We start from the raw sequence: 16,571 nt of genomic DNA on the forward strand, positions 1-16,571 counted from the left end.
TATTTTATCATATATTAAGAAAACCTAGCAAAAAATTATTAATACTATACCATTTCTTTATAAAATGATCCTACCCTTCTTAATTCCCAAAATTATATCGCAATGTAAACCCTCCTCGTATTGTTGTTTGTGGAAAAGCTGTTGAGATAGAATATTCTGAAAATGTGTGATCGTAAAAGAATAAGGCTGTTAAGTTTTTACTCAACGCATAATCTGCTGTAAATTTTAAGCCATAAATATCTTGACCAGAGGTAATCTGAGTATTGTCTAAATCCAGATAACGGACTAGCGTTTCGTTTTGACGTAATGACAAGTCTGCTCTAAGATTAAGATCACTTTTAACCACCTGTTTTCGCCCTCCTATTTTAGTTGTAAACGTAAGATCTTGTAGTCTATACCCTAATCCGATAATGTATTCATTTCCTTGAATTTCGGTAAGTAAATTATTATCAAAACTTAGTGCTAAGGCTCTGTCTTTTTTCCATTCTGCCAGAATTTTTACAGAGCTTTTCATTTCCATATCTAATCTCATTAAAGGACTAAATTGCTCGGTTAAGTTAATATTCGAATACAATACTGGGTTTCTGAAATTACCCGATTGATCTATATCATCTCTATTTACAAACTCAAGGTTTGTTTGAAACTGATTAATGGTATAATTTGCACGATATCCATGAGCCACAGAAAAACGTTTAAATCTTTTCTTAAACCATTTCAAATTCATTAAACCTGTATATTTAACATCCCAATTTGGAAGCGGGACATCTCTAAATGCACCTTTTTTCACTTTAGAAGCATCAGACCCTGAATACGCAGATAAAAAGGCAGGTAACAGTACAGCCTGATTTGTTCGACCAAAACCTACTGGATAACTATACCCGTTAGATTCCACCTCAGTGCTTCTTGGAAAATTTGACGTTCCATAAAACTCGGTAGCCAAACGATCAGCGATTATTTGCCTATTTTGTCTAAAATCATCAAACGCTTTAGAATTAAACTCATCACTAGAACTAAATGCTGTTTTTATAAGTAAAGTAGAGATTGTGAAATTACCGAAAGTATTCGGCGTAAGTGATTCATACTCCAGATCATTATTTACACGATAATTCTCAGTATAGGTTTCAGTATAGTTTCTGTTTGCACTAATATCAATTTTAAAATCTTTGAGTAACCCTAAAGAAGCTTGAACATTAAACTGTCTTCCTTCAACCTCTTGATACTGTTCATTAAAATCTTCATACAGCGTAAGCCATCCATTACGAGCCGCTATATCTCTGATTTCTGCCTGGCTACCAAAAACAAAACCGGTCGTTGGCTTTAATGTTCCAACAAAACCAGGTTCTCTAACATATCCTGGTAAGAAAATACCATTATCCTGTTGATAATTAACACTTACTTTTTTAACAGCAGTTACTAATCCGATTAACGTATTATATGCCTTATCCCCAACACTTAATTTCCCTCTGCTTCTTGGATTCGTTTTCTTAGAAGTTTCTTTGGCATTTTCTATAACTCCTAATTTTTTTCCATCTTTCGATTTTTTGTTCTTTCTCTTCTGGTTTCTTCGCCCCGGCTTCCTTTTGGTAAGCCCGACATACCTATAAAGTGAATTCATATCTAATGATCCATTAACGGTATGCACATTCGCATTCTGAACTGTATTTCCTAAATCAGGAATATCATCAAGTGTTTTTAGAACTTCACTTCCTTTTACCCATTGAAAATCGGCATTATAAGAATATGTTGCACGCATAAACTTAAATAAAGGTATTTTTTTGAACGGAATTTCATAATTCACCTGCAGTTGTTGATTAAGTGTATTAGGGTCTCCTATTTCAAAAAAGCCGCTCCAAACATTAATCGTATTATCTACTTGATTATTATCATCAATAAAATTCTTGACGATACGATTATTTGCAGAAGTAAAGTTTACATTCAGTGACTTGGTCAAGTTGTAATTGAATCCATATTGCCAATCAAAAAGAAAATTACGTTGATATAATGTTGGCAATCGTATATCATCTGGCCCTAAAGTAATATCTCTAAAAACCTGCTCATTATATTGTCTATTGATATTTGAACTTACAGAGATACTAGTAGGAAGAAGATTAAAATTAAAATCTTTAAGCAAATCAAAATACTTACTTTTTCCTAAAAGCTTAATTTTCTTAAAAGGCTCTACTTCTTTTGGTTGAAAACTAAAATCATACGTTGCTCCAAGTCTTACATTTTGATCTAAAGAGTTTTCTATTTCAAAATCACGATGATCGGTTTTATTATAGGTTCCTGAAAATGTAAAATTTTCCACATCATATGGCATGGGTTTAGCATCACCCGTTCTCTCTTTACGCAATCCTATTACATTAAAACTTTCTCGCTTTGTATAATCTGTTGATTGTCTTTCTACTCGTTCTTTTTCTGCAGAATCTGTTATACTATTTAATCTGTCCTGTAGTTCGATATCCTGAAATTCTGGATCAAACTGAGGAGTAATTAATTCTTCTCCTCTACTGTAATTAAATGGAATTTGAATTCCCCATTTTTTTGGTAATAACTGCCCTATATTAACATTGGTAGTCAGATCATATTGCCTAACATCTTCTCTGCTTCTTTCGTTAGGTCCCTGTTCAATACCCCCGAATCCAATAGTGCTAATTCTTCCAGACGCGCTAACATTAGCAAAATCTGCAATATTAGCATCTAAACTACCAACACTAGCCCAACCACCTTGATTTTTTAAATCACTAAGGCGCATTTCATTAAACCATACCGTCCCAGATTGATTATCGCCACTATCGTTTTTAATACCCACCATCAACACTCGCACATCACCAAAATTAGGATTACCTTTAACCCCTACTCTAATATTGTTTGGACCATCAATAAAGTTAAGATTAGTCACGCTTAAATTTTCATCTCCCAGAACATCAGATTTTACCTGCTGTAGTAATTCTAGTGGCAAATTTAATCTATTCCCTTCAGGCCATATATCATCAGCACTTGTATCACTAAGACTAGACACCTCTAAGGGCAATTCTATCTGATAGAAATTATCTGTAAAATCATTCCCCATTCTAACAAAAGCCTTGAGATCACCATTACTAATAGCAGGTTGATTCGGAACTGGTTCTGCGTGTATAAACAGCTCAAAGTTTTCATATTGACGCATATCAATATTAAAATTCTTGTACACACCTCTTGCATCACCAGATTGAAGATCATTTACCGTTAGCGCCAAGGATCGTTCATCTTGTCTTATTATATTATTGTTGTTATTAAACTGCTCGCGCACTACTCCCGGAGGTAATATATAATTGGGTGTTTCTTCTTCACTAACTGAAGTAACAATAACCTCACTATCTCCAAAAACATTCAAACCACTGGTTGGATCATTAGTTGTATTCCCTTCAACAATATATCTTCTATAATCTCCTCGCACTAAATCCATATTACTAAAACGCAATAAAACCGGCTCAGCAAAATCCGTAAGATACATTCTCATAAATCGTATCGATCTAAAATCACTAACATTTATAGCCCTGGTAGGTTCGTATACTGGTATTTTAAAACGAACCCAACGATACTCCACTTCTCGATCTAACACCACAGCAGTACCTTGTCTAATATCGGTGATATACCCTGTATTATTATCATTACCAATACCCATACCGCTAAAAATAGGAATCTCATATTCGAAATAACTATCAATAGTATTCATGGTATTATCTCTATTCACATCTTCCGCAGTAGGAAAAGTAGTACTACCACGATCATCATTAGAAACATCAGTCGGTGAGTTTCCTTGAACTCCATTATAATTTTTATACCGATCTAAAATACTTCCACTGGCTTGTAGGAAATACGTATAATTGTCTGCCGCCGGATCATTACCTGTAAATCCTAGATCTCCATATTGTGCAGCTTCTTGTGCATCATTCAATCCATCATATCCAACATCTTGATTGGTTCTTGCCTGGTCTTCAGAATCAAACGCATAAATCAAAGATTGGTTTACAGGAACCTGAGCTCTATAGTCTGTTGGAGTAAAATTATCTGAAGTTACTTCTGGCAACCCATTTTCATATTGTTTTCTACCATCTTTTAATACATCTTCACTGATATTTCCTAAGTTGAAAACAATTGTTCCATTGGTATCATTTGTAAGTGGCTCTTTATTTCCTCCTTCACCTCGATAGAAAGGATCTAATACCCAAAATTCGATAAATTCAACATTAGATTGTTCAAAGTTAGTGGATGTTATTTGCCTAATAATTCCCCCGAAATTTTCTCGTGGGTTTGGTGTTGGTAAACTACTTCCTGGCGCATAGGCCGGATTAAAATTATACTGCCCCCTAGTTGTAGGGTCATAATTAAGGTCAAATGTAAATAAGGATAAATTTCTTCCTTGCTCAATATCAGTATCAGGAAAAACCTCATCAACAAGTACTTGTCGGGTTGCCGGAGCTGTCACATCCTCATCTGTTATACCACTAGGTCTACCTCCTCTTGCATAAAACACAGGATCAATAGTATACCATGATAGTTTTGCTCTTTTGAATCCGGATTCTACTCCTCTAACCACAGAGTTACTATCTGGATTACTGGGATCGCCAAAACCAATAGGCACACTCGACAGTTCCCATGACAATGGTGAACTAACATCAATTCTAGTCTGAGCTCCCTCAAAATCATCAATATACGTAGTAACTTTACCGTCAAAATCTGCTCCTTTTGGTGCTCCCGCAATAAGATATGCAGCTTCTGCTCTTACGGAAACATTTGAAGGTACATCGGTATCAATATTGGGTAATTTATTAACCATTCTGGTTAAGAAAGGTACTTCGGTAGCATACGCAACATTAAACCCTAATATTGTATTGTTAATAGGCTCAAAATCGTAATTAGATTTTTGAGTTATAGGCCTTTCATTAAGATTGAGGTAGGTTCCTCCAATGATAAAATCATCACTAAATTTATGTTCAACATTTATTCCTGTAAAACGCTTTGTTTGCTGCCCAAAAACCGCATTATTCTCTGTAGAAACTTCAATAGGGGTATTAGAAGCCAATAATGCTTCATCCAAAATAGTAACCCTTCCTAACTGATAATTAACAGAATAATCGACTCCTTCTTGTAAAACTCTACCACCGGCAGTAACTGTTACAGAACCTTGAGGAACATTAAACGCTCCTAAAGAAATCCCATCCTGCCCAGAGGATTTATACCTTCCTTTTAGTCTGAAATAGTCTTTATTAGCAGACCTTTGTTCAGCAACAATTTTAGTTTGCGTATACAAATCCCTAAATACATACTGCGCCTGATTTGGGTTATATGAATCGGGATTGGTATAAGTAGCTCCTACAGTATTATTTAATTTATTAAAAAGATGCTCTCCAAAAGGTTCAATAGTAGTAAAAATAATTCTACCATTTTCTGAATCTATTGTAACACCCTGCACATAATCAAAAAAGCCATCCCCACCTTGTACCGGATCATTATTTGGATTAAGACGATCCAGGTTAAACACTTTAAGTAATGTGGTTTGCTCTACATCATCTGGCAATGGAACCGTTGAACCTTCTGCTGCTGTTATATAATTTACAGGAGATGGGTTTGAATATAAAATATTAAGCCTAAAATCACTTTGCTCTAATCTAAATGCACCTGTGCTATAGATATTCTTCATCATCAAATCCCAAATCGGTAGATCGACATTAACAATAGGGCTTTTTAACATCTTTACTACTAAACTCTGGCTTGAACCAACCTGCACATCATCTGTTCCTGTTGTATCTCCAATAGTTGCATCAACACCATCATTAGCAAACTCTCCAACCTGAAAAACCCTTCCTCCAACAGTATATTGAAATGCAACCCCTAAAACCTCATCATTATTTAAGCGTTGATTAAGCGAGATATATCCTAATTGAGTATTTAAGGTATACTCGCTAGTATTTAGTTTTCTTGCATTTTCTAAAATTGCATAATCAAAACCTTCATTAAACCCTGATATAGCACCTGTAAAACCTTGTTGTACTGTTGGGATTTGACGTATTGCATCAGTAACCGGACCAGCTGGTCCAATACTTGTTGGATCCAGATCATTATTACTATTATCAGGAAAAGAGCCCGATCCCGGATTAAACAAAGATGGTGGAATGGTAAAATTACCATCCACAGCAGATTCTCCAAGATCCTGAAGTGCCACAATATTACGAGCATTAGTAAGTGTTTGTGCACTTGTAGCACGATTCGTTATCCACACTTCTATTCTAGTAATTTGAACATTGTTATTAATAAAAGGGTAATTTGCTAATGCCCTATCATATGTATCTCTAAAATAATGAGCCAAAAAGAAATGTCGATTATCATCATATTCTGAAGATTTAATCTCAAAATCCTCAACGGTACCTCCACCTTCTACATTTACAGATCTGGTTTCAGATCTTTGTTCAGAATACACCCCGGTAATTGTAGTTCTACCAAATTGCAGCCCCATTTTAACACCAAAAAGACTTTGTGCTCCTTGAATCAAAGAGCTATTTAATGGCATACTTACATTACCTACTTCAATACTTTGTATAATATCATCTTCGGTAGGCGTATATTCTATCTTAAATTGATTCTGAAAATCAAACGTTGATTCTGTATCATAATTTGCAGTTACTTGTAATCTGGTTCCTATTTTACCTAATAAACTCAGACTAATTCTTTGATCAAAATCAAATGTAAAATTACTTCTATTACGAGGTGAAAATGCTGGATTATCTTGCTTCGTATACAGCAACCCTAAATCCATTTCTACCGATCCTTGAGGTATTATTTCAATTTCATTACCTCCAAAAACAGATTCAAAAAAACCAGAATTTACATAGAATATGGGGAGTAAATTTTTTCTTTTCTCTTCACTACCATCCTTTTTACCACTAAATGCTTCTATTTTTTCTTTGAAATAATTTCTTCTTTGTTCTTCAGCAACCAGGTTCTCAAATTCTTTTGGTGTTAAAAACAAAGGATATCTTACATTAAAATCCCCTAACATCTCACGATAAATATATCGATCGGTAATAGGATCATACTCATATTTAGAAACAATACTGTTAGGGTCTGGTAAAGAAATTTCTCCTAAAGAAAATGTAGTACTTGTCGAGTCTCGAACTGTTTCGTTTTCTTGACCGTGTAACACCCCACTATAAAGTGCTATCAAACATACTACTATCCTAAAAAAATTAAACTGAAAGTAATTCAACGAACTCAATGTTTTTATAAATTTTTTAGTGCCTGTTTAATAATATTTTCAACTGTTTCTTTGGGGGTAGTTTTTAGAACTCGATCAACAGCTTTTTCAGCAAGCTTTCGATTAAATCCAAGGGTTTCTAAAGCAGATAACGCTTCATCTTTGTTAGTATTGTTTTGGGACACTGAAACTTCATCAATATTGTATACTTTAAGTATTTTATCTTTGAGATCAATAATTACTCGTTGAGCTGTTTTGGCTCCTATTCCTTTTATTGATTGAATAGTAGGTACATCATTAGAAGCAATAGCTTCTTTTATTTGATCTGGATGTAATGAAGACAACATGGTTCTGGCAGTGCTGGCACCAATTCCGGAAACGGAAATTAAAAGTCTAAAAATTTCTCTCTCAGATTTCTCTGCAAAACCGAATAAGGTGTGTGAATCTTCTTTAATCTGGAGATGTGTATATAACTGTAGTACTTCTTCGTCTGGAATCAATGAAAAAGTATGTAATGAGATATGTAATAAATACCCCACTCCTCCACAATCTATTATTACATCAGTAGGGTTTTTCTCTATAAGCCTCCCCTTGATATGTGTGATCATTTGTTAAGTTGATGTTAAGCAACCAAATGTAATAAAATTATACTACAAAATTGAGATAAAAAAATAAGCTTTAAAAAGGATCTTTTAAAGCTTATTAACAGGCTCATATTTGAAGCCTAAGTTTTTAACGTTATGATATTAGAGACAATTCACGCTCTCTTTTTTCTTTCTCTTGTGCATCAATAACTGCTACTGCAGCCATATTGATCATTTCTTCTACGCTAGCTCCTAATTGAAGAATATGTACAGGCTTGTTCATCCCCATCATAATAGGCCCTATAGACTCTGAATTATTTAATTCGCTCAGCAATTTATAATTACTATTAGCTGCGTCGAGATTAGGAAACACTAATGTATTCACTTTTTGACCATTAAGCTTAGAGAACGGAAACTTATCCTTACGCATTTTTTTATTTAATGCAAAGTTCATTTGCAAACCTCCATCTACAATCAAATTTGGATAATATCGATGCAGGTAAGCTACTGCATCTTGTACTTTTGAAGCACTTGGATGTGTTGATGATCCAAAATTAGTATAAGAAAGCATCGCCACAACTGGTTTGATACCAAACATTTCTACTGTTCTGGCGGTCATTTGTGCTATTTTTGCCAAGTCTTTTGAAGAAGGATCGATATTGATAGACGTATCACTAATAAATAAGGGTCCTCTATCGGTCATCATAACATTCATAGTCGCTATACGTGTTGCTCCTTTGGCAAGACCAATAAGATCTAGCATGGGTTTAACCACAGTAGGATAGCTGCGAGAATATCCCGAAAGCAATGCATCTGCATCTCCTTCGTTAACCATCATAGCCGCAAAATAATTACGCTCTCTTAATAAACGCTGCGCATCATATAAGGTTATTCCTTTTCTTTTGTTAGCTTCCCAATATTTCTTCGCATAATGATTTTTTCTTTCGCATTCTTCATCAGCTTTTGGATCAATAATATCAATGCCGTTAGGGTCAAAATCTATCTCTTTCATCAATTCCAGTATGATATCTTTTCGACCCAATAAAATCGGAAAAGCAATACCTTCTTCTTTTACGGTTTGGGCCGCTTTCAAAACATCAAGATGATCTGCCTCTGCAAATACAACTCTTTTGGGATTTGTTCTTGCTCTATCTAATAATAATCGAACAAGCTTATTATCATTCCCCATTCTTTCCAGAAGTTCATCTTCGTATTTTTCCCAATCTGTAATAGGCTCTGTAGCCACTCCACTTTCTATAGCGGCTTTGGCAACGGCAGGTGGTACTTTTGCTATTAATCTTGGATCGAAGGGTTTTGGGATAATATACTCTCTTCCAAAATTTAGGCGAGTTTCTCCATATGCGATATTTACTTGTTCAGGAACTGGTTCTTTTGCTAATTCGGCCAACGCCTTTACTGCCGCCATCTTCATCTCTTCATTGATTCCTGTTGCTCTGACATCCATCGCTCCTCTAAAAATAAACGGAAACCCGAGCACGTTGTTTACCTGATTAGGATGATCACTTCTACCGGTTGCCATAATAACATCTTTGCGTGTTTTGATAGCAAGATCATATTTTATTTCCGGATCTGGATTTGCCATGGCAAAAACTATAGGATCATCTGCCATTGTTAACAACATATCCGGAGTTACTAAATTTGCCATAGACAAACCGATGAAGACATCAGCATCTTTCATCGCATCTTCTAGCTCATTTAAATCACGATCAGTAGCAAACTCGGCTTTTTCTGGTGTTAAATTATCACGATCTTTTCTGATTACACCTTTACTATCAGTCATGACAATGTTTTCTGCTTTTGCACCAAAGGCTTTATAAAGTCGTGTACAAGATACTGCAGCAGCACCAGCACCACTAACTACTATTTTTACATCTTCAATATTTTTATCTGCAAGTTCTAAGGCATTTAATAAGGCCGCGGCCGAAATGATTGCCGTTCCATGTTGATCATCATGCATCACAGGGATATCTAGCTCCTCCTTTAACCTTCTCTCGATTTCAAAGGCCTCTGGAGCCTTTATATCCTCCAGATTTATTCCTCCAAAAGTCGGTGCAATATTCTTAACCGTTTCTATAAAGGCATCTACATCTTTGGTATCAACTTCAATATCAAACACATCGATATCTGCAAAAATTTTAAATAAAAGTCCTTTACCTTCCATAACAGGTTTAGATGCTTCTGGACCTATATCTCCAAGTCCTAAAACAGCAGTTCCATTAGATATTACAGCAACCAAGTTTCCTTTAGCCGTATATCGATATACATTAGATTTTTCCTTTTCTATTTCCAAACATGGTTCTGCAACACCAGGAGAGTATGCCAAAGACAAGTCTCTTTGTGTGGCATATTTTTTGGTTGGAACAACTTTGATTTTACCGGGGGTAGGCTTTGCGTGATATACTAAAGCTTCTCTTCTTTTACTTTCGATACTCATACTAAATCAAGATAAATGTGCGAATACTAAGTATACAAAGGTACAAGTCTGTATGAGATGCGGAAATTTAAACCTTGTTATCTTTGAAAAAATCAGGAATAGTAAAAAGTAGATGTTTTTTTAACATTTAAATTGAAGATTTACTAATTATTGATTTCTTTTATTAAAAATTTCATCAGGATCAGTTAGTTTATTTAATTTTTCTTTTAGCTCATTATTTAAAAAGCTCATTCCTAACTGATAGGAAGCATTCATCCATCCAAACCCACTTGGAGTAATATAGTCAAATTCTGTTCCTACATTTCCATATTCTGCATATACCTTATGGGTACATTGAACAACATCATATTTTTCAGGGATTGTACCATTGTAATTAACTGCATTCTTTGTAATCATCCACAACCATCGATACACTAATTCTTGATTTTGAGACGCAAATCCGTAATTATGCAACCCTCTCCAGATCAACATTTGATGTGGTGCCCAACCATTAGGATAATCCCACTGGCGTTGTGGTGCATCAACACTTGCAGTATTTGAAATATCGGTAGTACTGGCTATACCTCCTTTTTGAACCAAATTCTCAAACAAGTTATCCACCAAACGATTAGCCTGATCTTGAGTACAAATCCCCACCCATAAAGGATAATAATTTGTTGCCGATTCTATTTGAGTTTGGTTTTGGGCACTAAAATTATAATCATAAAAAGATCCCTTTTCTTCGTTCCACATCAACGTATTCATTAACCCTTTCCGTTTTTCAGCTTGTTTTAACCATAACTGACTAGTATATTGTTTATCATCAATTTCAAAACTATCCTCAAAAACATTTTTGATTAAATAGGCAATATCAATTTCATATTTATACAACAAACTATTAAGACCTACGGTATTTAAATCAGCACATATATCATCCAAACGATTAGAGGTATCATGCCCACTTTCACGCATTGATCGGTCATGAATAAAATATTGACTCAACTCTTCATCAATAATTTCACCCTTTTGATACATATTTTTAAAGGTATCAAGATCGAGTTTATGCTTTGCTGCAAATTCTTTTAATATAAAATCGAAATGACCTTCTTCAGTTTCTGGTGGCATTCCAATCCCTTCACCATAAAAACGGTTTAATCCTGTATTTGTCAAGCGGACTCCATTCTTCATCCAAACTGTTTCATACTCTTTGATTACCATTTTCAGGTTACTTGCAAGCCAATCCTTTGATACTTGTGGGTTTTCTTGATAAATCTCTACTAGTAAAGAACTAAAAAAAGGAGGTTGTGTACGCGTAAGGTAGTAACTGCGATTTGCATTTAAGATTTTACCATAATGCTTGATCTGATATGCAAAATTATCAGCCATGGCCATTGCCAAATCCTCTCTATCATCAATTAATAACCCCACAGATTCAAAGTAACTATCCCATCCATACATTTCATTAAACCGACCTCCAGGTACCACAAAGGGTATTCCTTGATAATTTTCATCCTGTTTGGTATGTGCGAGGTTCAAAATACCGGGTTTACTATTTAAGGTTTTGACATATTCTGGTGTGATTTTCTTCGGAAGAATAACAACTTTCAGTTTTTTGTATTCTTTGGTTAATGATTGAAAATACCTAATCGCATCCTTATCATCAAAAGGAATATATAATCGCAAAGTATCTGTATCAGACTTAGTGTCTTCTAAAACTTTTTCTAAACCATTTTTATCAATAGATCGAGTAAGGTTATCCCAAAATCGAGTTTTGATTAAACGAGAAATACGAGCAGAAGGAGCCTCGGTTATTCTCTCTATTGAAATTGTATCATCTTTTGCTACAATAGCTAACTCCTGCAACAAATTTGACAAATAATACGTTCCTTCAATGTTATGAGATTCCCCATTTTTATCGATAAACTCAAACTTTTTTGGTCCTTTATCATCGATAGTAATTTTTTTATCACCATCTGTATCCTCCTGGTTAACAAGACTTTCCAAAACGGAGCTGTACTCTAAATTTTGAGCTTTTTCTGGTGCACAACGAATCAACAGAAAGCAAAGTAGAATTACACTCAAACACCGAATACAACCATTTATACTCATAACCTCTTTCTTTTTACCAGAAGAACCCCACAACGATAGCCGTTACAATCAAAAGAATAACAGATAGTGTCCTATAGTTTTTATACCATGGAAGGCCAGCAAGATCTTTTGATTCTTCGGCAAACATTTCTTTTTTATAGGTATACTCATTGATTTGATGTTCTGACTGTGGTTTGGTTACTAAACTTACAGTAACATGAATTACAACACAAATAACAAACAACCAAGTTGCTTTTGCCAGAAAATGAAGTTCATTTACTTCTGGGACCCAGTCAAAAGTTTGAGATAATATCATCAATACAGCTAATGAAAAACCTGTTAGTAAACTTACAATTGACCCTGTACCGTTAGCTCGTTTCCAGAACATTCCTAAAATAAAAGTAGACACCGCTGGTGGACATGTATACGCTATTACCAATTGCAAATATGTCCATAATGAATCGCTAACACTCTCAATAAAAGGCACCCAGGAAATAGCCAGCACCACCAAGATAACCGTTGTAATTTGACCAACTCTTACTAATTGTTTACTTGTTAAATCTGGTTTTAATTGTTTGACAAAATCCATAGTTACCAAAGTAGATGCAGAATTAAATGTTGCCGAAACTGATGACATCATGGCCGCCATTAATCCTGCCACAACCAATCCTAATACTCCAACTGGTAATAATTGAAATAATAATACCGGATAAGTAAGATTAGGACAATCTGAAAGATTATTGCAAATGGTTCCATTCGTTAATTCATAATTAAGACCTGAAATATCAAGAGTACTAAATAACAATAATGCCAAAACACCCGGTACTACCATAATAAATATTACAGGTAGTTTTAATAATCCCGCAAAGAGTGCACCCCATCTACCATGGTTTAGGTCTTTTGCTCCCAAAACACGCTGCACCATAAATTGATTATTGGCCCAAAAATAAAATCCAAGCAATGGAACACCAGTAAGCAGACCCCACCAAGGCATAAATTCATCATTATCTGGTCGAACCAAGCTAAATACTTCATCAGAATTTTGTGGTATATACTTGCCTTCTACTAATCTATCTCCAAAGTTGACCTCTCCTGAGGATAACATAGTATCTAGTTTAGCCATCATACCAGACCATCCGCCACCAAGTTGATCAAATGCAAAATAGGTAAGCAAACAAGAGCCTAATATCAACAATACGGCCTGGATAACTTCAGTTTGAATTACAGAATTCAAACCTCCTGGTATGGTATAAGCTGCCGCGGCAACAGCCAGTATTATTAAAATCAAAGTTGAATCTAGAGAAGGAAATAAAAGCGTTAATACTATTTTACCTACATATAATCCCGCAGCCGTATCTACCAAAATATTACCTACGACAGTAATAAAGGAAAAATAATACCTTGATCGACTATCATAGCGCCTTTCTAAAAATTCTGGCATCGTATACACCCCAGACCTGAGATAAAACGGAAGAAAAAATATCGCAAAAAAGATTAAAACTACAACAGCAAACCATTCATAGTTGTATACGTTAACATTGGTTTGAAAGCCATCAGATGCTAATCCTACCAACGTAGAACTTGAAATATTGGCAGAGAATAATGCTATCCCTACAATTGGCCAAGTCATGGTTCGACCTCCTAAAAAATAATCTTCAGAGCTTCCTCTTTTAGATTTTGATATCCCATAGATAATGATCCCTATCAAATAAACTACGATAACAGCAATGTCGATATATGATAATCCATTCATGTGTGAAGTATTTATGCTAAATCAAGATTATTGTTTTTAAAGTAAAGGATCTGGGGGAAGCTTTAAAAACTAAACCGTTTTTTTCAAAAAAACATGATGAATATACAAGATTATTGTAAAATGAGTATCATTTTGTGAATCAAAATATTAAAAACTAATAATACAAACGTTTGTATTATTAAATTTTCAACGAAAAACACTACTGTTTCAAAAATTCAATATTTCGGCGCAATCCAGAAAACTTTGTTCTTTTCACGGCAGATTTTTGAAAAACTTTAGAAAAAACTTCTTGTGTAATCTCTTCCCAGTCCTTTTTGGTCATTTCTAACAGCTCAGGTTTTGGATTAAAAAGGGGTTCATTATGAGGTTTTGAAAAGCGATTCCATGGACACACATCTTGACATATATCACAACCAAACATCCAATTATCAAATTTATCCTTATAACTACTGGGGATTTCTTCTTTAAGCTCTATAGTAAAATACGAAATACATTTACTACCGTCTACTACATAAGGATCTACAATGGCCTGAGTTGGGCAAGCATCGATACAGGCAGTACATGTTCCGCAATGATCTGTAACCGGTGTATCATACTCTAAATCGAGATCTACTATTAGTTCTGCAATGAAATAGAACGAACCTACTTGCTGAGTAAGTAAATTACTATTTTTTCCGATCCATCCTAAACCGCTTTTTGCTGCCCAGGCTTTATCCAGTACTGGTGCAGAATCTACAAATGCCCGACCATGTACATCTCCAATCTCTTGGTGGATATACTGTAATAATTGCTTGAGTTTATCTTTTATTACAAAGTGATAATCGGTACCATATGCATATTTGGATATTTTGGGTGCATCGGGATCACTTTGTTTTGCAGAAGGAAAATAATTAAGCAATACCGATATTACACTTTTAGACCCCTCAACCAGTTTTGTTGGATCAAGGCGCTTATCAAAATGATTTTCCATATATCGCATCTCTCCATGCATATTTTGGTTTAACCATTTTTCTAACCTAGGTGCTTCTTGCTCTAAAAACTCTGCCTTACTAACACCACATGACAAAAACCCTAAACGTTTTGCTTCGGTTTTAATAAGTTGCGTATGTTTTGCCCGAGCATTCATATATCGCTTATCTCTTTGTAAACTTCAATCCAGATTCTAACGGTTTTAATGTAATCAATGGTTGGATTTTTACTTCTTTTAATTCAGTAGTTACTTTATATTTTTTAATTACCTCACTTATTGTTAGAATCATTTCAGACATTGCAAAATTATTACCAATACACATTCTTGGACCAGCTCCAAAAGGAAAATACCAATCAGAGTATTCTTTTTTATCTATGCTAGGATCAAACCTATCCGGATTAAATGTTGATGGCGCATCCCATAAACTAGCATGCCTATGTATTTCAAAAAATGAAATTAGAATTGTAGTTCCTTTTTTTAGCATCATACTATCGTATTGATCATCATTAATGGCCACACGATCAGAAAAATATGCGGGCGGGTACAATCGCATAGATTCTTCGATACACTGTTTGGTGTATTGATATTTTGCAACCAGCTCCATTGCCGAGATTCTTTCTGTACTTCCAGAGACTTCATTATAAACTTTTTCTTGTATTTCGGGATGGAGCGCTAATAACAGTAACGTAAATGTCAAAGCATTAGAAGTAGTTTCATGGCCTGCAGTAAAAAGGATAAGGATTTCATCTATTAACTGCTCATTATCCATAGCGCTGCCGTCATCATATCTTGATTCTAAGAGCATATCCAATAAATCATTATAACTACTGTCAGAATTTTTTCTTTCTTCAATAATACTATTTAAAATATCCCTGGCTTCTTGCGTAAGTTTTAATGTATTACGTGTTTTCCCACTAAGATAAAACCACCATCGCTTATAAGGTTGTCTAATTTCTTTTATTAAGGTTTTTTGAGCAGCTTGAGTAATGTATTGTAATCTCGAAATAGTATTTCCTGTATCAATATAACTAAACAATGATTTTGCGACCACTTTAAAGGCTAAATCACTCATCAATGGAAATACCTCTATTGTTTTATCAGGTAGTATTCTTGATAACTCCTCACGTATTACACTTTGGATGGTGCCGATGATTTCTTCTAGCTTTTTTTTATGAAAAGCCGGCTGAATCAACCTTCTTTGCTTTAACCATTTTTCTCCATTAGCAGTTAACAACCCTTCACCTATATACTTAGCCAAGTCTTTGGATTGCAATGGTGATTTATAATAGTTTCTATGTTGTTTTTGAAGCGTATGCCTAGCCAAACCTGCATCACGTGTAAAGAGTACACTATGACCAAAACCTAGTTGGACTCTAAAGATGTTTCCATGTTTCTCAAAATTTTCATGATGAAATGGCAATGGATTCTTAAGAATACGACTCGCATTTTTAAGTACTGTTAAAAAAGAAACTACCGGAATAGTATTTCCCATATGACTAATATTA

At 34.8% G+C, this 16,571-nt stretch carries 7 protein-coding genes; all 7 read right to left on the reverse strand.

The window, feature by feature from the left end:
- Positions 1–79: 79 nt before the first annotated feature.
- Positions 80–7,258, reverse strand: coding sequence for a T9SS outer membrane translocon Sov/SprA (gene sov / locus JJQ60_RS09135; protein WP_201918888.1), 7,179 nt, complete (start codon positions 7,256–7,258; stop codon positions 80–82).
- A gap of 5 nt (positions 7,259–7,263) precedes the next feature.
- Positions 7,264–7,845, reverse strand: a complete 582-nt coding sequence (gene ruvA / locus JJQ60_RS09140; RefSeq protein ID WP_201918890.1) for a Holliday junction branch migration protein RuvA — start codon at positions 7,843–7,845, stop codon at positions 7,264–7,266.
- A 130-nt stretch (positions 7,846–7,975) separates the two neighbouring features.
- Positions 7,976–10,276 (reverse strand): NADP-dependent malic enzyme, encoded by a 2,301-nt coding sequence (locus JJQ60_RS09145; RefSeq protein ID WP_201918892.1) that lies wholly within the window; start codon positions 10,274–10,276, stop codon positions 7,976–7,978.
- 147 nt (positions 10,277–10,423) lie between these two features.
- Positions 10,424–12,337: an alpha,alpha-trehalase gene (locus JJQ60_RS09150; RefSeq protein ID WP_236669077.1), complete on the reverse strand. Its 1,914-nt coding sequence runs from the start codon at positions 12,335–12,337 to the stop codon at positions 10,424–10,426.
- Positions 12,338–12,377: 40 nt separating this feature from the next.
- Complete coding sequence (locus JJQ60_RS09155) at positions 12,378–14,096, reverse strand: sodium:solute symporter (protein WP_201918896.1); 1,719 nt, start codon at positions 14,094–14,096, stop codon at positions 12,378–12,380.
- A gap of 199 nt (positions 14,097–14,295) precedes the next feature.
- On the reverse strand, positions 14,296–15,222 hold the full coding sequence (gene queG, locus JJQ60_RS09160) for a tRNA epoxyqueuosine(34) reductase QueG (RefSeq protein ID WP_201918898.1): 927 nt from the start codon (positions 15,220–15,222) through the stop codon (positions 14,296–14,298).
- Between the two features lie 7 nt (positions 15,223–15,229).
- Positions 15,230–16,558, reverse strand: a complete 1,329-nt coding sequence (locus JJQ60_RS09165) for a cytochrome P450 (protein WP_201918900.1) — start codon at positions 16,556–16,558, stop codon at positions 15,230–15,232.
- Between the last annotated feature and the right edge of the window lie 13 nt (positions 16,559–16,571).

This window comes from Aquimarina mytili, from assembly GCF_016735115.1.
GTDB lineage: Bacteria > Bacteroidota > Bacteroidia > Flavobacteriales > Flavobacteriaceae > Aquimarina > Aquimarina mytili.

What these genes read in the sequence shown, in the direction of transcription:
- queG (WP_201918898.1), bottom strand. Translation starts at nt 15,222, where the DNA reads ATGAATGCTCGGGCAAAACATACGCAACTTATTAAAACCGAAGCAAAA.
- JJQ60_RS09155 (WP_201918896.1), bottom strand. Translation starts at nt 14,096, where the DNA reads ATGAATGGATTATCATATATCGACATTGCTGTTATCGTAGTTTATTTG.
- JJQ60_RS09165 (WP_201918900.1), bottom strand. Translation starts at nt 16,558, where the DNA reads ATGGGAAATACTATTCCGGTAGTTTCTTTTTTAACAGTACTTAAAAAT.
- JJQ60_RS09145 (WP_201918892.1), bottom strand. Translation starts at nt 10,276, where the DNA reads ATGAGTATCGAAAGTAAAAGAAGAGAAGCTTTAGTATATCACGCAAAG.
- ruvA (WP_201918890.1), bottom strand. Translation starts at nt 7,845, where the DNA reads ATGATCACACATATCAAGGGGAGGCTTATAGAGAAAAACCCTACTGAT.